The organism is Mesorhizobium sp. M1A.F.Ca.IN.022.06.1.1, assembly GCF_003952605.1.
Taxonomy (GTDB): Bacteria; Pseudomonadota; Alphaproteobacteria; order Rhizobiales; family Rhizobiaceae; genus Mesorhizobium.
On sequence record NZ_CP034455.1, the window covers coordinates 540,959 to 557,956 of the forward strand.

Annotated in this window: 23 protein-coding genes; 11 read left to right on the plus strand and 12 right to left on the minus strand. The window is 62.7% G+C overall.

Annotated elements, in window-relative coordinates; genetic code table 11:
• Window positions 1-101: 101 nt before the first annotated feature.
• Window positions 102-1,259: a sulfite oxidase gene (locus EJ078_RS02650; protein WP_127403277.1), complete on the minus strand. Its 1,158-nt coding sequence runs from the start codon at window positions 1,257-1,259 to the stop codon at window positions 102-104.
• A gap of 485 nt (window positions 1,260-1,744) precedes the next feature.
• On the opposite strand from EJ078_RS02650, the gene EJ078_RS02655 reads away from it, so the two are divergent.
• Window positions 1,745-2,803, plus strand: coding sequence for an aminopeptidase (locus tag EJ078_RS02655; protein ID WP_127214668.1), 1,059 nt, complete (start codon window positions 1,745-1,747; stop codon window positions 2,801-2,803).
• 176 nt (window positions 2,804-2,979) lie between these two features.
• Here the strand turns inward: EJ078_RS02655 and EJ078_RS02660 are convergent, their stop codons facing one another.
• A complete protein-coding gene (locus EJ078_RS02660; RefSeq protein ID WP_067325155.1) occupies window positions 2,980-3,210 on the minus strand; it encodes a hypothetical protein in 231 nt (76 codons plus the stop codon).
• Between the two features lie 186 nt (window positions 3,211-3,396).
• Window positions 3,397-4,623, minus strand: coding sequence for an anion transporter (locus EJ078_RS02665; RefSeq protein ID WP_127214667.1), 1,227 nt, complete (start codon window positions 4,621-4,623; stop codon window positions 3,397-3,399).
• A gap of 599 nt (window positions 4,624-5,222) precedes the next feature.
• On the opposite strand from EJ078_RS02665, the gene EJ078_RS02670 reads away from it, so the two are divergent.
• The 3 genes from EJ078_RS02670 (at window position 5,223) to EJ078_RS02680 (ending at window position 7,166) form a co-directional block, all read left to right on the plus strand.
• Entirely contained in the window at window positions 5,223-5,513 is a 291-nt protein-coding gene (locus EJ078_RS02670) for a hypothetical protein (RefSeq protein WP_067325244.1), read from the plus strand.
• Window positions 5,514-5,605: 92 nt separating this feature from the next.
• The gene (locus EJ078_RS02675) at window positions 5,606-6,058 is read left to right on the plus strand and encodes a GFA family protein (RefSeq protein WP_067325159.1); all 453 of its coding nucleotides are present in this window, start codon (window positions 5,606-5,608) and stop codon (window positions 6,056-6,058) included.
• Between the two features lie 562 nt (window positions 6,059-6,620).
• Window positions 6,621-7,166 carry a hypothetical protein gene (locus EJ078_RS02680; protein ID WP_095824462.1) on the plus strand — a complete coding sequence of 182 codons (546 nt, stop codon included), beginning with the start codon at window positions 6,621-6,623 and terminating at the stop codon, window positions 7,164-7,166.
• A gap of 35 nt (window positions 7,167-7,201) precedes the next feature.
• Here the strand turns inward: EJ078_RS02680 and EJ078_RS02685 are convergent, their stop codons facing one another.
• Window positions 7,202-7,471 carry a hypothetical protein gene (locus EJ078_RS02685; RefSeq protein WP_127246804.1) on the minus strand — a complete coding sequence of 90 codons (270 nt, stop codon included), beginning with the start codon at window positions 7,469-7,471 and terminating at the stop codon, window positions 7,202-7,204.
• A gap of 61 nt (window positions 7,472-7,532) precedes the next feature.
• Here EJ078_RS02685 and EJ078_RS02690 point away from each other — a divergent pair, with 61 nt between their 5' ends.
• Entirely contained in the window at window positions 7,533-7,829 is a 297-nt protein-coding gene (locus tag EJ078_RS02690; protein ID WP_127215688.1) for a hypothetical protein, read from the plus strand.
• A 123-nt stretch (window positions 7,830-7,952) separates the two neighbouring features.
• Here EJ078_RS02690 and msrA read toward each other — a convergent pair whose 3' ends face one another.
• The 5 genes from msrA to EJ078_RS02715 form a co-directional block, all read right to left on the minus strand.
• Entirely contained in the window at window positions 7,953-8,471 is a 519-nt protein-coding gene (gene msrA / locus EJ078_RS02695; protein WP_067325167.1) for a peptide-methionine (S)-S-oxide reductase MsrA, read from the minus strand.
• A gap of 226 nt (window positions 8,472-8,697) precedes the next feature.
• Window positions 8,698-8,949 (minus strand): hypothetical protein, encoded by a 252-nt coding sequence (locus EJ078_RS02700; protein WP_066997050.1) that lies wholly within the window; start codon window positions 8,947-8,949, stop codon window positions 8,698-8,700.
• Window positions 8,950-9,739: 790 nt separating this feature from the next.
• Complete coding sequence (locus EJ078_RS02705) at window positions 9,740-10,342, minus strand: terminase family protein (protein ID WP_245433326.1); 603 nt, start codon at window positions 10,340-10,342, stop codon at window positions 9,740-9,742.
• Between the two features lie 81 nt (window positions 10,343-10,423).
• The gene (locus EJ078_RS02710) at window positions 10,424-10,816 is read right to left on the minus strand and encodes a hypothetical protein (RefSeq protein ID WP_127215687.1); all 393 of its coding nucleotides are present in this window, start codon (window positions 10,814-10,816) and stop codon (window positions 10,424-10,426) included.
• The gene (locus EJ078_RS02715; protein ID WP_127215686.1) at window positions 10,809-11,195 is read right to left on the minus strand and encodes a hypothetical protein; all 387 of its coding nucleotides are present in this window, start codon (window positions 11,193-11,195) and stop codon (window positions 10,809-10,811) included. The genes EJ078_RS02710 and EJ078_RS02715 overlap by 8 nt, the downstream gene beginning before the upstream one ends.
• Before the next feature lie 474 nt (window positions 11,196-11,669).
• On the opposite strand from EJ078_RS02715, the gene EJ078_RS02720 reads away from it, so the two are divergent.
• The 4 genes from EJ078_RS02720 (at window position 11,670) to EJ078_RS02735 (ending at window position 13,490) form a co-directional block, all read left to right on the plus strand.
• Window positions 11,670-11,990: a hypothetical protein gene (locus tag EJ078_RS02720; protein ID WP_066999384.1), complete on the plus strand. Its 321-nt coding sequence runs from the start codon at window positions 11,670-11,672 to the stop codon at window positions 11,988-11,990.
• 139 nt (window positions 11,991-12,129) lie between these two features.
• Window positions 12,130-12,675 carry a hypothetical protein gene (locus EJ078_RS02725; RefSeq protein WP_067325184.1) on the plus strand — a complete coding sequence of 182 codons (546 nt, stop codon included), beginning with the start codon at window positions 12,130-12,132 and terminating at the stop codon, window positions 12,673-12,675.
• Between the two features lie 176 nt (window positions 12,676-12,851).
• Window positions 12,852-13,121, plus strand: coding sequence for a hypothetical protein (locus tag EJ078_RS02730; protein WP_095778279.1), 270 nt, complete (start codon window positions 12,852-12,854; stop codon window positions 13,119-13,121).
• A gap of 63 nt (window positions 13,122-13,184) precedes the next feature.
• A complete protein-coding gene (locus tag EJ078_RS02735; RefSeq protein WP_066999393.1) occupies window positions 13,185-13,490 on the plus strand; it encodes a hypothetical protein in 306 nt (101 codons plus the stop codon).
• Window positions 13,491-13,502: 12 nt separating this feature from the next.
• Here the strand turns inward: EJ078_RS02735 and EJ078_RS02740 are convergent, their stop codons facing one another.
• Both EJ078_RS02740 and EJ078_RS02745 read right to left on the minus strand, forming a co-directional pair.
• Window positions 13,503-13,922, minus strand: coding sequence for a DoxX family protein (locus EJ078_RS02740; RefSeq protein WP_067325191.1), 420 nt, complete (start codon window positions 13,920-13,922; stop codon window positions 13,503-13,505).
• 268 nt (window positions 13,923-14,190) lie between these two features.
• Window positions 14,191-14,946: a tryptophan 2,3-dioxygenase family protein gene (locus EJ078_RS02745; RefSeq protein WP_067325194.1), complete on the minus strand. Its 756-nt coding sequence runs from the start codon at window positions 14,944-14,946 to the stop codon at window positions 14,191-14,193.
• Window positions 14,947-15,087: 141 nt separating this feature from the next.
• Between EJ078_RS02745 and EJ078_RS02750 the strand changes: the two genes are divergently transcribed.
• A complete protein-coding gene (locus tag EJ078_RS02750; RefSeq protein ID WP_095824496.1) occupies window positions 15,088-15,558 on the plus strand; it encodes an Lrp/AsnC family transcriptional regulator in 471 nt (156 codons plus the stop codon).
• Between the two features lie 319 nt (window positions 15,559-15,877).
• On the plus strand, window positions 15,878-16,231 hold the full coding sequence (locus EJ078_RS02760) for a BrnA antitoxin family protein (protein WP_245457070.1): 354 nt from the start codon (window positions 15,878-15,880) through the stop codon (window positions 16,229-16,231).
• A 363-nt stretch (window positions 16,232-16,594) separates the two neighbouring features.
• Here the strand turns inward: EJ078_RS02760 and EJ078_RS02765 are convergent, their stop codons facing one another.
• Window positions 16,595-16,954 carry an SPW repeat protein gene (locus EJ078_RS02765; protein WP_066999436.1) on the minus strand — a complete coding sequence of 120 codons (360 nt, stop codon included), beginning with the start codon at window positions 16,952-16,954 and terminating at the stop codon, window positions 16,595-16,597.
• Between the last annotated feature and the right edge of the window lie 44 nt (window positions 16,955-16,998).

Genomic DNA, 16,998 nt, shown 5'->3' on the forward strand with positions numbered 1-16,998 from the left:
GCGTGGGTCGCCACCGTCACAGCCGGCCCGATCGACGTCATGACCCCATGCCAAAAGCATGGGGTCACATCGATGTGAGAGGTTTGATAGGCTTCCGCCGATCAGTGAATGGCGATGCGTCGCGTCACCTGACCGTTGCTTTCCCAGTAAGTGTGCTTCTTGGCGATGACGGGATCGTCCATTGCGGGTTGGACCTGCCCTCCGGTACTAACGGCGCGCGAGGTGACTGTGTGCTCCCCGGCGGAGGGCTTGGGCCAGTCGACGGACCATATCTTCCAAGCGAAGTCCGCCTTTTCGGTTTCATCGATGGTCGCCGGCATCCATGGGCCGTCATCGATCTTCACATCGACCCGCTCGATCGGCGCTCCCCAGGCCGCCCCGACGATCCGGTAATCATTGCCGATATGAGTGACCCGGGCCGGCGCAGACTTCAGGCGCGCCCTCCCGACAGAGGTTTCCATCCATACCGTCTCTCCGTTGTGCTCCTCCTCGCGCAGCGTGACATAATCGCGTCCCATGAACTGGTTCACGAAGCGTTGGTCCCTCACTTCGATACGCTTGAGCCATTTCACGTTCGCGATCCCGTACCAGCCCGGCGCAATCAGCCGCAGCGGGAACCCGTTATCGGCAGGCAAGGCAGTGCCGTTCATCTCGTAGCAGAGGATGTTTTTGGGGTCCAAGGCGTCGGCGAGCGACATGCTGCGCGCAAAGTTCTGCGTGAACTTGACGTCGTCGGCTCGCTTGATTTCACCTTTATCGGTGCCCCAGAAGACAACCTCGATGCCACTGTCGAGGACGCCGACCTCCATAAGGATCGGGGCGAGCGGCGTGCCCGCCCAGCGAGCATTGCCAATCCCGCCATTGAAGAACGGGAGGCCAGTATTGCCCGAACATTCGACCGTGAACGTGACTTCCTGGCGCGTTCGAGCCTTGATGTCGGCGAGCGTCAGGGCAGTCGGCTTTTTGACGGACCCGCCAATTTCGAGCTTCCACGTGCTTTCGTCGATGACCGGCCGGTCGAAATGCGCGATTGAGAAGAACTTGTCGTTGGGCGTCACCCAGGAATCGAGATCCTCCCACACCAACTGATTTTTGATGACTTGCGGAACCGGATTCGGCGGCAGCTGATCGAGCCACTTGATGACTTCCTCGCCGGCCCGGGTTGGAAAAGCATAGGCAATCCGCGATTGAAAGGACGCCAGCGCCACGAGGGTTGCCCCTCCTCGAACCATGAATTCACGTCTGGGAAGGTAATGCATGATCACTTCTCCTCCAGTGAAAAGCTCAGTTCTCCTTCAGTGAGTAAATGCGAATAGCGACCGCGATCGCGCAAAGCAGAAGCCGGACGCTGCGGGCAATGATGAGAGCGCGTGGAACACCCCCCGAGTTGGAAGTGCGCCCTAGTTGAAGCGACGTCTCCCGCTTTCAATGCGCCGGCGTGTCAGGTCCGAGCCGGCGGTCTTCAACTATACGCCCTATCTGTCGTCGTGGCGAGGCCAAGGGCTGGCATCTTCGCATCAGGACTCGATACCTGCATCGTGCTCCAAGCTTGAATGCCGCCGACGATTGATGCGTTGCATCTCGTGAGCGGCATGGACCTGGTCAGCACCGATGTCAGACTTTGGCAGGATCGGCAACCGTGACGTCCCACCAGGTCTTGACGAAGATCTGCGGGCCTGTTTGAGACTCGGGGTCAAATGGGGACACTTGCTTCACGGGGAGATGAACAGGCGGTGGGCAGGCTGTGAGGCGCGTTTTTCGATTGCTTGCCGCGGCGATCCTGGCGGCCGGCGTGGCCGGGTGCACCAGCATTTCCTACTACGCGCAGTCGCTGGAGGGCCATGTTGAGATCATGGCGGCGCGCAAGAATGTCGGCAAGCTGATCCGCGACCCCGCAACGCCGGAGGCATTGCGCGTCAAGCTGACGTCGGCGAGCGCCATACGCCGCTTTGCCACGGATGAACTGGCGCTGCCCGAAAACAGCAGCTACCGCAGCTATGTCGACATCGGCCGGGACGCTGTGACCTTGGCGGTTTTTGCCGCGCCGCAATTCTCGCTCACGCCCGTAACATGGTGCTTTCCGGTCTTCGGCTGCGTTCCGTACCGGGGTTACTTTTCCCGGAAATCGGCGGCAGAGAGCGCTGCCGAAATGCAGCGGCAGGGGCTGGACGTCTACGTCTCGGGCGTCACCGCATATTCCACGCTCGGATGGTTCAGCGATCCGCTGCTCAGCACCATGCTGCGCCAGGACGACACCTATCTCGCAAGCCTGATCTTCCATGAGCTGGCGCATCAGAAAATCTATGTGAACGGCGACTCCGCGTTCAACGAGGCTTTCGCGGTCTCGGTCGAAACCACCGGCGTCAGGAAATGGCTCCGCGCCACCGGCAATCGCGCGGGATTGCGCCGCTACGAAGCCAATCGCAAGCGCAGCGCCGATTTTCTCGGACTGATAGCGAAAACCCGGGACGAGTTGCGCCAAGTCTATGGAAGTCCGCGTGGCCCACAGCAGATGGCTGCCGCCAAAGCAGCCACGATCGACAGGCTGCGGATGCGCTACCGGCGCATGCGCGATACGCGCTGGGCCGGATACCGGGGCTATGACGCCTGGTTCGATAGCCCGATCAACAACGCAAAGCTCGCCGCGACTGCCGTCTATGGCGAACAGGTTCCGGCGTTTCTTCGCCTGTTCGACTTGTGCTCCGGCGACTATCCAAGGTTCTACGCCGCCGTTCGAAGGATCGGGAATTTGCCCGGACCTTCGCGCGCCCAGACGCTGAAGACCGTGGCGGCGTGCGATTGACCTGAACAGGCAAGGGTCGGCCGCGTACCCGACATGAGCGAAGCCAACTCGGCAGCCAATCACATCGGGCGCGCCATATGCGATTGCCCTTAGGCAGCCGCGCGGTGCCGCGACGCCCCAAAAAGGCCTCTTGCGGAGCCTCGTCGCAACAGCGGCGCCCGGTCGGCGCACGGCCCCTAGCTCGAAAACGTCACGGTCACGCCGCGCTGGCGGAAATAGGCCTGCATCAGCTTGCGGCCCGCGCGGTTGTTGTGCGCCAGCTTGGCCGGCTCGAACACCGCCTGTTTCAGCCCTTCCCGCGCCATCGCCGCCTTGAGCGTCGCGATATGCGCATCGATGTCGGCGTTGTCCGCGCGGATCGAGGCATAGATGCTTTCGGTCGCTTCGGCCACGGTCGGTTCGCTCACTTTATGTCGTCCTTCGGTTGGTTGCGCGGCGGCTTAACCGGGCCTGAAAACAAAAACAAGGCTCCATGGGGCGCCTTTACGTTGGGTGCGATCGCGTCGGCGTAGGCGATTAAGCCGGAAAAACATTGTCGCACTCACAGCAGAACCTTGCCCTATTCTCCCCGCCAGCTGCTTGGCGTCCAACGGCTACGAAGTGAGCGCCAGCCACGCCGTGCCGAAGACCAGCGTCAACAGCGTCAGCGGCAAACCGACCTTGAAGAAAGCTGCGAAAGACAGCTCCTTGCCCGCCGCTCTTGCCTGCTCAGCCACGATGAGGTTGGCGACCGAGCCGAGCAGCGTGAAATTGCCGGCGAGCGTCGAGCTCATCGCCACGACCAGCCACGCGCGGTGGGGGTTTTCGAGGCCCGGGATGAACGGCCTCAACGCCAGCACCGCCGGCACATTGCTCATGACGTTGGAAAGGACCGCGGTGAAGCCGGAGAGCCGCCAAACATCGTCGAGACCCATATTCTTCGCCGCGGCGATCATGTCGGGGGTGAGCAGCGTGCGCTCCGCGCCCGCCACGACCAGGAACAGTCCGGCGAACATGAAGAGCAGCGGGCCGTCGATCTCGCGGTAGATGCGGTGCGGCTTGATCGCGCGGGTGACGAGCAGGAAAGCGCCGGCAATGAGCGCCGCCTTGGCGACGGGCACGCCAGCGAAGAAGGCGAACGCCAGCACCACGCAGACGATCGTCGCCTTCAGCACCTGTCCCGGCAGCATGCGGCCGCGATAGACCTCGGGGCTGAGCTCGGCGGGGCGAGAGAATTCGCCGCGGTAGACGATGCGGACAATGACGATGACGGCGACAAGGCCGAACAGCGCCACCGGCGCGAGCGCCGCCGTGAAGGCCGGATAAGAAATGCCCGAAAGCGCGCCGATGACCATGTTCTGCGGGTTGCCGGTGATGGTGGCGACGCTGCCGCAGTTGGAGGCCGTGCAGGTGGCGATCAGGTAGGGAACCGGGTTGCGCCGGATGACGCGGGTGACGTGGACGACGATCGGCGCCATCACCAGGCAGATCGCGTCATTGACCAGAAAGGCCGAAAGCACTCCGGTCAGAAGCGTCACCATGACGAGCAGCATGAAGGGCGCGTGCGCATGCTCAATAGCGAAGCCGCCGAGCGCCCGGAACGCGCCCGACACTTTCAGATGCGCGACCACGATCATCATGCCGAGCAAAAGCGTGATCGTGTCGAAATTGATGGCGCGGTAGGCATCCTCCATGCCGATCGCGCCGATCGCGATCATGGCGGCGCCACCGAGCAGCGCGATGCCGGCGCGATCCAGCCTGAAGCCCGGAATACGGCCGACGGCAACGCCGGCATAAGTGGCTACCAGGATGAAAAGCGCTCCCGCACCGGTCCATGTCATTGCAGGAAATCCCGTTGCCTGCCCGCGCCCGACGGAATCTGCTCGGGCGCCCTTTGCCGGACGAGCTTTAGCAACGGCAGCGCAAAGGGAAAGGGTCGAGGGATGAAACTTTCGTCATCCGCCCGGGGCTTTTATATCTCGGATGGCTAATGTAATGTCTTGAGAAAAACAGGACCGACAATCCAGTCGTTGGGGACTAAATGGATGAACGCGGTCGTTGAAGCGGAGCATCGCGTCTCGCCAAACGAGAATCTGATGCCCTCGGCGGAATGCCGGCGCTGCCATGGCGCCAGGAAAATTTTCATTTGCGACCGCTGGGTCGCCTCCAACGGCCATTGCTGCCCGGAAGGAACGCACCGGCTGAGCTGTCCGGGACACAGTGTGATCTGCCTGGAATGCGGCGGATCGGGAGGCCAGAATGCCTGACCGGGTTCTTACCGACGTCGCGCTGACGGTCGCTTCGTCGTCCGTCCGACCGCGACAAGGCCGGTTGCGCAGACATCCTCATCGGCGTCGTTTTGCTGTTCAAAAGCCTTGCGGTGTTCCGGCGGCGAGCCATATTCGTACCGCAAAAGCGATCACTGAAAGCTGGCGCCTCCATGAAAAACCTGACGACCGCCCTTGTAGCCGGCACGATATTATGGACTGCGGGCGCCGCCGATGCGCGGCCCGACACACGCGCCATGACTTGTGGCGAGACGCAGGCGCTGATCCAGCGCCGGCATGCCGCGGTGCTGACCACCGGGCCCAACACTTATGATCGTTTCGTGCGCCAATTCGGCAATGAGTGCGACTGGCCGGAAGTCCCGATGTCGGTCGCGGTTCCGACCCGTGACGGTCCATGCCGCGTCTACCGCTGCGAGGAACCGGTCTTCGACTTTCCCGGTTGAGCGACGTTCCGACCGCGCTGTGGAACAGTTGAGGCAGCATGCGAATTGTACCGGATGGTGACACCAATGTCCCGGCTGCAGGAGGAACGGCCATGTTCGACGATGTCATGCGTAGCGGCAGCTGCCTGTGCGGCGGTGTCCAGTTCCGGGTGACCGGCGAGCCGCTGAGGGTGGGACTTTGCCATTGCAAGGACTGCCGCAAGACCAGCGGATCGGCGTATCAGGCCTTTGCCATATGGCCGCGCCAGGCATTCGAAAGCGCGGGTATCACCAGCACTTATGGCGGGCGAAGCTTCTGTCCAACCTGCGGCAGCCGCTTGCCGTCGGTTCGCGAGGACGAGGCCGAGGTGATGATCGGCAGCCTGGATGTCGTACCGACCGAAGGGCTTGAGCCCAGCTACGAATTGTGGATCGGTCGGCGCGAGCAGTGGTTGCATCCTCTGCCCGAGGCGAGCCAATTCGAGCATGACAGGACCGTCGCTGAGTCGGCGGCCGATGATGCCGAGCCGGAGACCGTGCGCGAGCCGTATCGCAAATCAGCCTAAATGCTGAATGGCAGTAAGGCTTAAGTCGCAGAGCAAGGACGCATCGGTCCAGCGAGCCGGCGCCTATGCCCGTAAACGACCGGACGCTGACCGCGAGGGCCTTGTCTTCTTCTGGAAGTCGGGCATTTTCAACCAACGGTCGGTTTGCCGGCGCGGCAGCGGCCGCTAGCATCCCCGGCGCGGCGAAAACCTTTTGGAGGCCGCTTCGGCCGGCGCGGCTCAGGCAACACCAGCATTGCCGCGCCGGCCTTACAAGATGGACAGTATGTCCAGCCCAGGCGTTACGTCCGGGCGAATACAACTTTTGATGCTGTTTAAGTTCGAAAGCTTCCTTCTCGCGTGAAGCACCGGCTTCATTTGCGACACGGAAATGAAAATTGTTTCGGCCAGAGAAAATTTTTCACGAAACGTATTTCCTGGATGATGCCAACTATGCGGCGTAGCTATGCAAGCAAGCGGCAGGCCCAATCATTTTCCTGCCTTGTACAAAAACTCACCTTTGTTTCTTTTTGATTTTAAGACATAGTACTGGCGAATCCTGAAACCGAACGGGGCGGTTTTCATGACACTGGCGCCTCAACGCAGCCGCAACCTGCATATGCGGTATCCACCGATCGACGGGTTTTGGACCTGGGACATCAAGCGCGACCGCATCTATGGGGACGCGAATCTGTCCGCTTATTTCGACCTGACGCTCGAGGAGTTCTCGCACGGCGCGCCGCTGGAGCGGTGCATGCAAAGCATAGAGCGGGACGATCGGCCGCGGGTTCGGCTGGCGATCCGCAAGGCGATCGAGCGCAGGTCAGGTTTCCGCGAGGTCTACAAGGTCCGCTCGGAAAAGATGGGGCTGCGCAAAATCCTTGCCGTCGGCCAGTGCTATGTCGATGACATGGGCGAGGCAGCGCTCTATCCCGGCTGGTTCATCGACCTGACGCAGGATGCCGCGGGTGAGGATCACTCGCTGCGCGAAATCCACGACCATGTCGAGCAGGCCAGGGAAATCGCGCAGTCGATCGAGGACGACATGCTTTCCTACCTGCTGGACAACATCGAGGAAGAGATCCTGCAAAGACTTGGCGAGAGATCGAGGAGGCGCAAATCGTCCTGAGGCGATCTTTGTCGGTTTCTCGGCCGGGTTCCGGGCTAGCTTCTGGGCGGAAGCCTGCCGCGCCTGCCGATCTCGGCCGTCACCATGCGCGCGAAATGCGAGTGGGGCGAGCGGCGCTCGATAAGCTTGGCTCGCTCGAGGGCAGCGTCGCCGTAGAATTCGATCAGCACGTTGGCGGCCTTGGCGGCATCGGCCTGCAGCCTGCCGAGATCGGCCTGTCCGCTCCCGCGCGCGGGCTCGCTCCTGGCAATCACGTCAAGCATGGCTTGCAGCTTGTCGGGAGTGCTGCCCTCGTCTTCATGCATATTCGCCATCCGATTGGGGGCGTAAAATATCGACATTTTCGCGCGATGTGCAACAGCTTCATTGATCGAGCGCAGGTGCAACCGGGCGCAGCCTGGCCGCGAGCGAGCCGACAACATTCGTACAAGTATAGTCAGCCAAACTTCCACGCAGACATTGGGGGCACCGATGGACCAGCCGAGCAAAATGGAAAACCTGCAGTTTGCGCAGGGGATCTTGCGCGAGCTTCGCCAGAAGGCTGAGGCCGACGGCGAAAAGCTTCTGACCTATCTCATCGACATGGCTTACCTTGAAGCCAGCGACCGCATCCGAGCCCATTGGATCGGCCATGAAAACGAGAACCGCCGGGCCAAGGGCTAAGGCCACTGTTCCAGCCGGAGCATGCCGGCGAGGTGCGGGCTTGCGCCCGAAACGCAAGAAAGCCCGCCATGCCTTTCGGCACGGCGGGCGGGATCCTGAATGAAGGGCTGCGCAGCCCTATTTTTATGATGCGGCGGCCTTTTCGCGGACGGGAAGCTTCCAGCCCGGCCGGACGAAATGGCAGGTGTAGCCGTTGGGATAGCGCTCCAGATAATCCTGATGTTCGGGTTCGGCCTGCCAGAAGGCACCGGCCGGAGCGAGCTCGGTGACGACCTTGCCCGGCCAGAGACCCGAGGCGTCGACATCGGCGATGGTGTCTTCGGCCACCCGCTTCTGCTCGTCGCTGGTATAGAAGATCGCCGAGCGGTAGCTCATGCCGACATCGTTGCCCTGACGGTTCCGGGTCGTCGGATCGTGGATCTGGAAGAAGAACTCGAGCAGCGTGCGGAAACTGGTCTTGGTCGGATCGAAGACGATCTCGATCGCCTCGGCATGGGTGCCGTGATTGCGGTAGGTTGCGTTCGGCACGTCGCCGCCGCTGTAGCCGACACGGGTGGAGATCACGCCGGGCAAGCGGCGGATCAGATCCTGCATGCCCCAGAAGCAGCCGCCGGCAAGGACCGCGCGTTCGGAAGAAGCCATGTCAAACCTCCTTGGATTTCTCCATAAGTGGGGATTGTGGCCCGCTTCTTCCAGCGGCTCAAGCGCCTGGAAAAGGGCGCCTGGAAAAGGGCGCCTGAAAAAGGCGACGGGAAAGGCGCCTGGAAAAGGGCGACTGGCAGGGAAACTAACCGAACCACGGTGCCTCAGTCTGCGCCGATTGCTCGCCGGTCGGGCAAACCGGCGAGCCTCGGGCTGAGCGCCAGCTTCACTTGGGCCCTTTATCGCCCCTGCCGTTGTCGCCTCCGCCATTGTTGCCCCGGCCGGGATTCCCCCGGTCATGGCCATGGCTTTCACCACCGAGGCAATTGGCGTCGCCGACCCCGCAGCAGCGGCCGGCCCACAGCTTGTTGGTCGGCGTGTTGTCGCATTCGTAGATCTGCTGGCCGGCCATCGCGGATCCACCCAGGGTGGATACGGCCAGGGCGGCAAGAAGTGCATTGCGAAGGATTGCAGGCATCGAAAATCTCCATGGATACACGGGTGTTCATTTGCACCGATGCGTCGCATGGCGACGCGAATTGGTTCATCGCGATTGGCAGAATTCTTGCCGGCCGGTGTCGCCAATGCTCGGGACTGATCGGCACGGCTCCCATTCCGCGCCGCTCATTCTTCTGGTGCGGGCCTGAAGCGCCGCACCAGCACCTCGAACACGATGTCCGAAAGGCGGCGATGATTTCCGCGCGCTGCTCGGGCGAATAGTGCCCGGCATCTTCGATGGTCATGAAGGTCACGTGTCGGGACATATTAGTCTCGTCGTAACTATCTGCCCCAACCAACTATTGTCGTTGATAATACTGTTCATCAATGCGAAGTTCCTGATGAAACGGGGGAGATACATGATCCGCATTGCAATCGTCGTGGCCATTGCCGCGAGCGCCTCAGCCTGCCAGTCGAACGTGCCCTATGACACGAGCAAGCAGACCTGCGGGATGCACGAGTTCAGGGGGTTCCAACGCAAAGTTTGTATCCCGGACACACCGAACAAAGTATGCAATGTCTGGTACAATCCAATTACTCGTGACGAAAGGATATGGTGCCAACCGCTAACCCGGAAAGCGACCGACCCTAAGGCTCGCGCCAGGCAGCTTGCGGGCAGCAAATATCCCTGATCAGATTTCATCCGTATTTTTTGGCTCCAATTCCTCGCCCCACGAACGTGGGGGAGGTGGCGCGGCGGAAGCTGCGACGGAGCGGGGGCAGCGCCGGCTGTCGATGCAAGAGCGGAAAGCTACTGTAAGCTTGTCGCCCTACGAAGACCCCCTCTCCGGCCGCTTCGCGGCCACCCCGCCTTGCGGGGGCGAGGAACCCAAGCCCTGAACCGCCTCCGCCGACAAAAACCGCAGCACCACATCCGACATCCCGAGCAGCGGTGTGAAAGTCACGATGGTTATCCCGCCCGTCGCATTGGTGCGGGTCAGACCCTCGGAATAAATGTCCAGCGGCGGCTCCTCGTCGAACCAGACACCGTGCAGCGTCTCGCCCTGCCATTTCTCGCGGCCTTTTTCGTAGGACTTGAAGGAGAGCACGCTTTCGCCCGCCTGCACATCACCGCCACCGCCCCAGCGCACGACGACGCTGTCCAGCGCTCCAGGGGCGCCGCGGCCCATCGTCGTTTCGGCAATGGCGTCGGCCGGGATCATGCCGGTGCCCCATTCCGCCTGTCGCTGCGGCGGGCCGACCAGCACACGCTGCGGATTGTCGCGCGTGCCCTCGCCGGTGACGCCGGCGGCCCAGAGCCGGACGGGCGTGTCGAACACCTTGCCCCTCCACCAGTCCGGATAGCGGCCGGTGAGGTGCATGGCCCATTCGGCGCCCCCTGCCCTGGTCTTGCCGAGCTGGTTACCGGCCATGAACAGGCGCTCGCGGTTTTTTGCCCTCCCCCCGCGTGGAACTCGGACTGCCTTTCGTATGGCCTGTAGGCAGCAAGAAGGTTACGTTGACGGCGTCGGTCCATCTCCTCGAGCAGCGCCAGATAGGTCGCTATCATCGAGGAACGGCCGCAGCCTCGCTTCGAGGCAGCGGATGCGGCTGCGGATCTCCTCATCGCTCAACTGGCCCAGACTGTTTTGGTTCGCATCGAGACCCTGCGAGAACTCTTTGGGCAGCATCGTCAGTACGACCTTCAGATACTGGTCGGGCTTTTCCGCCCTGACCGCGGCGATGACGCCGGCGCCATGGGCGCGGAAATCAGCGCGCAGCGCCGCGGCGAAATCGTCGCCCAGCGTCTTTTTCGAGCGCCTGGCTATCGGCGCGGCGGCCGGCTCAGCCTTCGCTCCAGCGGTTCGGGCGCCGGCGCGCCGCGCCTTGCCTGCGCAGTCAGCCATTGACGGCTGCATCGGCTGCCGGCGTTCCGGCGGAACGAACCGCACGCCACTTGGCGGGCTTGCGCGCCGGCTTCTTGCGCGGCTTGGCGCGGGCGGCCTTCGGCGCGGAGGGCTGATCGACCTGTCCGGAAAACGGCTCCGTTCGTTTCAGCTTCGCCGCGGCGGCTCTCATGGCCGACGGATCGAGACCCTGGCGCGGAAAGCCGAAGCCGGCGATCGCGTCGACCGGACCGCCGCGCACCATGCCGATGCGCACACCCGGCGCGACTGCCTCGACGCGGCTTGTGCGGGGCGGCTCGCCGAACGATGCGAACTCGCCGATGGCGCTGACGATTTCGGCGCTGTCGTCGCCGGTGATGATGGTGGCATAGCGTGGCATGCAGAGCTTCCGCAGATTGGATTCAACTAAAAAGGTCGAGTTCCCGCCCCGCCTGTCCTGCCGGACATCTCGCCCGCAAGGGGGACCATCGATCCCCTTCTTGCGGGGGATATGGCTGGCACGCCACAGGAGGATGCTGTCCCGTCGCCTCGCCAACTGGCGAAGCCCCCAAGGTGAGGAGCCACAAAAAAACCCGCCGGCTGGCGGGTCGTTGGCGCAAATCAGCACCATGGATAAAATCATAGCAGAGCTGCCCTCACCTGACAAATGCTCTTAGGTAAATTTTCCTAGCTGCTTGTCTGCAGCCTTGCCGGGAAGCGACTTTCGCTCGCGCACCGATAAATTGTGGCCCAGGTCTGAAAGTTCCAGAAATTTTTTCTCGGAACCACCTCCGGGCCGAGGGGTTCCACCCCTTAGTCGCGACGCGACAGACTCCCGAAAAGAGAAACGATCTCGCACAAGAAGGAGAAGATCATGCTCATCAAGATTCTTGCGGCATCGGCTCTGACCATCGGTCTGGCTACGGCTGCGATGGCTCAGAATGCAACGGGCGGTACCGCCGACACGGCGGGCAGCGGCCAGAGCATCACGGTGGACCCCACCACGCCTGCCAATCCGCCGCCTGATCAGATGGCGCCCGATACAGGCACGACAGGCAGCATCACCACGGACGGCATGAATTCGAACGCCGATCGGAATTGCCCCGCGACGCCGCAGGGCGCCCAGCCGGATGCAACTCACACGTCGCCTGGCACGGCATCGCCGTCGGTCAACGATAATCATTGCGGCAAGTAGTAACGAGACGCGGCAGTTTCGTCGCGCGAGGGCCGTGGAGTTGCGCTCCACGGCCCTTTGCTTGGAAGGGAACCATGGCGGACGTGAGCCGTTGCAAGGTCGGGCGTGAGCCGTTGCAGAGTTCAGCAAGGAGAGACCCATGGCAGACGATGAAACCAACCAGGGTAAGGACACGAACGCAGCAGCCGCGCGCAACGGCAGCTCGACGTCCCAGGGCGGCGGCACAGAGCGAAGCAATCCGAGCCGCAGCAGCGCTGCCCGCAGCGGCAGCGCTTCGCGCACCAGCGCCAGATCTTCAGCCGCTTCGGAAGCGGCGATGAGGAAGCAGATCGCCGAATTGAAGCGCGAGGTGAGCCGGCTCAACCGCGCGCTTGCCGATCAGGCCGAGGAAGCCGCCAGTGCGACGCAAGGGTGGTACCAGAGCGCGGCCGACCGGGCCTCCGGCCTCTACAGCGGCGCGGCCGACCGAGCTTCTGAATTCTACGGCGGCGCGAGCGATCGCGCCTCACGCGCGGCAAGGCAGTTGCGAAGCCAGGCCCAGAGCGTTTCCGAAACCGTGCAGCAGAATCCCGGCACCGTTTCCACCGCCATGGTTCTTGGCGGCCTGGTCGGCTTGCTGATCGGCATGGCGATGGCGCGCAACTCGGACACAGACCACGACTGGGCCCGCCCCTGGACCCGATAGAGCAATCGCGCCCCACGGCCGCCGCAGCGCAGGCCGCTGAAGGAGGCCGGGCCCAGAGCCCGGCCTTTCCATAGCGGCGGGTTGGTGTGCCCGGTTGTCGTTGGTGTGCCCGGTTGGGCTGGTCATTAGCCGGACCTTATGGAATCATTCCCTAAGGGGAATCGCGGAGAGCGGGCATGGACAAATCCGCCATGGCATCGGTCTTTCGGATGCGGCATGCGCCAGCAGGTATTTCAGGCGTTCGCAGTCTTGGCCGAGGCCAGGCGGATCCGGTCTTCCATTCGCGCCCGCTTGGCGAAGCCATCCGCTTCATCGCCGAGGCAGACGGCCAATATGATCTGAGCGCCGTGGCCATCTCCTATGGAGATCGCTCGACGCCGCCGCTGGGCGCCCGCGAGATCAAGCAGCTCTGGGCCGAATACGGCGTGCGCCTGATGGAGGCCTAAGGCGGTCCCGGATCGGAAACGCCGCTCATGCGTTTTCAAGCGAGGTCAATGGGAGGAAGCGCCATGAACGTCGCCAATCTGCAACTCGAGGGCCTGCTGATGGCCGTCGCGGCAATCAACCATACTCTGGTGCGCAAGGGGGTGCTGACGGTCGAGGAGATCGACATCGCGCTGCGCAAGGCCGAGGCCGTCGAGACAGGCGAGGACCGGTCCGAGGCGATTTCGGCGTCGAACCGCGATGCGATCAACTTCCCGATCCGCCTGCTCGAGCTCGCCAACCAATGCCAGCCGGAAGCGGACATGCCTTCCTTCTCCAAGCTGGCGCGCATGGTCGGGCAGATGAAGGAACCCTATAACGATCAGATGTGAAGTGGCGGCGCCTCACGCCCGGCCCGGCCAACCCTGTCGGACGGCGAGCAACTTGCCCGGCCCATGCACGGCGGCGAAGAAAAGGCCGGCGAGGAAAGTGAAATGATCGACGAAGAAGCCGAACTCGGCCTGGTTGCCGGTCCAGTGCGACGGGCCGTGGAATGAAAAGCCGAGGAAGATCACATAAACTGCCGCGACCAGCGCCGCCGGCGTGAAGAAGGCGCCGGTGAGGAAGGCGATCACCAAAAGCACCTCCAGGATCGCCGCGCACCAGGCGAGAAACAGCGGGAACGGAAACCCGGCGGCGGCGATGTAGCCAGCGGTGGCGCCCATATCCATGAACTTGAAGGTCACGGCCATCGCGAAGACGGCGGCGAAGATCAGGCGAGCGATGAGAATGGCGGCGGTCTGCCAGGCCGATTGCGTTTCCACGTTGTCCCTCCGGTTCGAAGCTGTTGATGCCCCAAGGACGGAGGAAGGGCAATGATTCCGACAGGGGGCTGGAATTTTTGCTTCACTTGTTTCCTCACCCCCACTGCAGGCCGAGGAGAGTCGCCGCGCAGCAGCCGGTGAGGCGCCGGCGACGCCGGGACGAACCGCCAGACGGCGAGCCCACAGCCAAGCTCGGCGCTCAACGAGGGCGCTCTCCCTCGCGGCTACGCCGCGCCACCTCTCCCCTGTTCGCGCGGGGCGAGAAAGCTCAGCCCGCCTTCGCGTGCGGCGGGTGGCTGATCGAGTCGCGCACGGTGCCGTAGGCCGCACCCCAGCGGTCGGTCATGTCGCAGCGTATGTCCCAGAGCTCGGGGAAGAAGCGGTGGCGGGCGCCGCCTTCCAGGATCTCCACCGGGCGACCCTTCAGCGACTTGGCGCCAAGACCGATCGAGCGGTGGATGAGATAGAGGTGGTTGGCGCGGAATTTCTGGAACAGCTCGTCGAACTCGATCAACGCCTCGGCCACGACATAAGCATCGCCATGGTCGTAGTGAGCGTCGTAGACGTCCTCGACGGAAAGCCCGCGGCCGTCGAGATAGGAATGCTTGAAGGCTCGCCAGAGGTCCGGCGGCAGGCGCAGGATAAGCTTGAAGCCTGGCGATTCCTGGCCGCTGCCATTACCGAGCTCGAGGCGGATCTGCTGGTACTCCTTGGGCGACATCGTCTCCAGCAGATCGAGCTGCGCCGTCATCATGCGCACCAGCCGGTGCACGCGGCCCATCAGCGTGATGATGCGGTGCGTGTCTTGCCTCTCCAGATAGTCGAGCACGTCGACCAGCGTGTAGGCGATGAGCTTCATCCACAATTCCTCGACCTGGTGCACGATCTGGAACTGCAGCTCGTCGGCATTGACCATTTGCGAGAGCGGCTTCTGGCAGGCGAGCAGCTGGTCGCATTTGAGATAGACGCCGTAGTCGCGCATTTCGGGCGCCTCGATGCGGGCGTGATAGTCCGACTTGTCCATGGCTCATCCTCCTCGCGCGGGCATGTTCGGCAAGCAGCCAAGGATAGCGCTTCCGGCTTGAACATTGTTCCTTTCTGTTATCCAAATAGCGGAAATTGGAGTACGATTAGCGCCCATTGTCGCGACATCGGAGAACGGACTATGCTTGATGCCCTTGACCGCAAGATAGTGTCAGCACTCGAGCGCGACGCGCGCATCTCCTTCGGCGAGTTGGCCGAAGAGGTGGGACTGAGCAAGACGCCGTGCTGGAAACGGGTGAAGGCGCTCGAGAATCAGGGCATCATCCGCAGCTATTCCACCCGCATCGATCCGGCCGCGATCGGCTTCGACATCGAGGCCTTCATCCAGGTGTCGATCGACTTCGAGGTGTCGGACGCCTTCGAGGCGGCGGTGAGGAAGCACCCGCTGATCCGCCGTTGCTATGCCACGACCGGCGAGGCCGACTATCTGTTGCAGATCGTCACCGTGGACATGCGGGCGCTGGACAGGATGCTGCGCGAGGAGCTCAGCCGGCTGCCCGGCGTGCGCCGCACCGTCACCTCGATGGCGATGCGCGAGATCAAGGGCGACATCTCGTTCGCCGATGCAGCGGCGCATGCGCTAAGGGAATGATTACAAGAATATTTGCAATCAAAGGTAATTTCGGTATATACCTTAATTGTCGAGACGGGCGGGGGCGATGCGTTTCGAATGGGATGCCGCAAAGGCTAAGATCAATAAGGCCAAGCACGGCATCGATTTCGAGCTCGCTCCGGAATTCGATTCGCCAACGCGGTCGTCGCCATCGACGACAGCACGGACTATGGCGAGGAACGCCTGGTCGCCACCGGGATCATCGGCCTGTCAGTCTGTGTGATGGTCTATGTCGAGCGCGGCGAAACGATCCGGGTGATTTCGCTGCGACGGGCCACGAAGAAGGAGATCGAGAGTTATGTCGAAAACCTCTAGTCGTTCCCGCTCCGCGCCCGTGCACCGGGAAGCAATCCCGCCGAGGCGCACCCGCGAGGAAGCCCTCGGCATCGCCCGGGCCGCGCTTTCGCGCATGTCCGAACAGGAAGATGCGGCGATCAGGGCGGCGGCGTTGGCCGATCCGGATGCGCAGCCTGCGGAAACATTGCCGCGCCGCAAGCCGGGCCGCCCGCGCGCCGAAGTCAAGAAAGTGGCCGTTTCGCTGAAGCTCGACCCCGATGTGGTCAGCGCTTACCGCGCCCAAGGTCCCGGCTGGCAGACGCGGATGAACGACGATCTGCGCAAGGCCGCGAAACTAAAGCGCCAGGCTCGCTAGACTGCCCTGGCAGGTTGGCGGTGCTCAGGTCAGCCTGAAGCAGGCCGGCCGGCTCGGGCTGCCGCAGCGGCTTTTCCTTCTCGGCGTCGGCCTTGCGCTTCGGGCACGCCTCGAACTCGTGATCGCGGCCGCCGCAATAGGAGCAGCATTTGGCAGGCTGATCGGGATGGAGCATCGGTGCCATTCCCAAGAATGCACGAAAAGGTTTCCGGTTGCAGCAATTGCGTGAGGTCGCAACCGTTGCTCAGCCCCGTGCCCCGATTGGTCATGCAGTTCCGGTCGGAAAACCGGCTGCACGCTTTTCCTGGAATTGTCTTTTCAAAGGAGCTCGCCGCTTGCGCGGCGGGCTCCCTTAATCACCGCTCACGCATGCGCGTGGGGATGACGGACGTCCCAGACGGCCCAGGCAGATGCCGCGACCACGAGCACGCCAAGGATGACGTGCGTGAGCATCACGTTCCTGTCCGCCGCGAAGCCCAGCAGCCAGGGCGACACGATCAGCCAGAGCCCGAGCACGAGATTTACCCATTCCTCCCATTCGGCGAACACCGAAAGCGTCGCGAGCGCCAGCGCACCGAGCAGGACGCCAACAATCCAGGCGTTCCACGCGGGCATCATTGCCGCGGTGAATCCGATGACCCAGGGTGAGATGAACAGGCAGATCGCGAGGACCAGGATAACCCAGTCCTTGCTCTTCCTTTCTTCCATCAGTTTGCTTGCCATGACAACCTCCATCGATGAAGCCAGACCAAAGCAACTGCAATCGC

What these genes read in the sequence shown, in the direction of transcription:
- EJ078_RS02650 (WP_127403277.1), bottom strand. Translation starts at nt 1,259, where the DNA reads ATGCATTACCTTCCCAGACGTGAATTCATGGTTCGAGGAGGGGCAACC.
- EJ078_RS02665 (WP_127214667.1), bottom strand. Translation starts at nt 4,623, where the DNA reads ATGACATGGACCGGTGCGGGAGCGCTTTTCATCCTGGTAGCCACTTAT.
- EJ078_RS02670 (WP_067325244.1), top strand. Translation starts at nt 5,223, where the DNA reads ATGAAAAACCTGACGACCGCCCTTGTAGCCGGCACGATATTATGGACT.
- EJ078_RS02675 (WP_067325159.1), top strand. Translation starts at nt 5,606, where the DNA reads ATGTTCGACGATGTCATGCGTAGCGGCAGCTGCCTGTGCGGCGGTGTC.
- EJ078_RS02680 (WP_095824462.1), top strand. Translation starts at nt 6,621, where the DNA reads ATGACACTGGCGCCTCAACGCAGCCGCAACCTGCATATGCGGTATCCA.
- EJ078_RS02685 (WP_127246804.1), bottom strand. Translation starts at nt 7,471, where the DNA reads ATGCATGAAGACGAGGGCAGCACTCCCGACAAGCTGCAAGCCATGCTT.
- msrA (WP_067325167.1), bottom strand. Translation starts at nt 8,471, where the DNA reads ATGGCTTCTTCCGAACGCGCGGTCCTTGCCGGCGGCTGCTTCTGGGGC.
- EJ078_RS02700 (WP_066997050.1), bottom strand. Translation starts at nt 8,949, where the DNA reads ATGCCTGCAATCCTTCGCAATGCACTTCTTGCCGCCCTGGCCGTATCC.
- EJ078_RS02705 (WP_245433326.1), bottom strand. Translation starts at nt 10,342, where the DNA reads ATGGCCGGTAACCAGCTCGGCAAGACCAGGGCAGGGGGCGCCGAATGG.
- EJ078_RS02710 (WP_127215687.1), bottom strand. Translation starts at nt 10,816, where the DNA reads ATGGCTGACTGCGCAGGCAAGGCGCGGCGCGCCGGCGCCCGAACCGCT.
- EJ078_RS02715 (WP_127215686.1), bottom strand. Translation starts at nt 11,195, where the DNA reads ATGCCACGCTATGCCACCATCATCACCGGCGACGACAGCGCCGAAATC.
- EJ078_RS02720 (WP_066999384.1), top strand. Translation starts at nt 11,670, where the DNA reads ATGCTCATCAAGATTCTTGCGGCATCGGCTCTGACCATCGGTCTGGCT.
- EJ078_RS02725 (WP_067325184.1), top strand. Translation starts at nt 12,130, where the DNA reads ATGGCAGACGATGAAACCAACCAGGGTAAGGACACGAACGCAGCAGCC.
- EJ078_RS02730 (WP_095778279.1), top strand. Translation starts at nt 12,852, where the DNA reads ATGGACAAATCCGCCATGGCATCGGTCTTTCGGATGCGGCATGCGCCA.
- EJ078_RS02735 (WP_066999393.1), top strand. Translation starts at nt 13,185, where the DNA reads ATGAACGTCGCCAATCTGCAACTCGAGGGCCTGCTGATGGCCGTCGCG.
- EJ078_RS02745 (WP_067325194.1), bottom strand. Translation starts at nt 14,946, where the DNA reads ATGGACAAGTCGGACTATCACGCCCGCATCGAGGCGCCCGAAATGCGC.
- EJ078_RS02750 (WP_095824496.1), top strand. Translation starts at nt 15,088, where the DNA reads ATGCTTGATGCCCTTGACCGCAAGATAGTGTCAGCACTCGAGCGCGAC.
- EJ078_RS02760 (WP_245457070.1), top strand. Translation starts at nt 15,878, where the DNA reads ATGTCGAAAACCTCTAGTCGTTCCCGCTCCGCGCCCGTGCACCGGGAA.
- EJ078_RS02765 (WP_066999436.1), bottom strand. Translation starts at nt 16,954, where the DNA reads ATGGCAAGCAAACTGATGGAAGAAAGGAAGAGCAAGGACTGGGTTATC.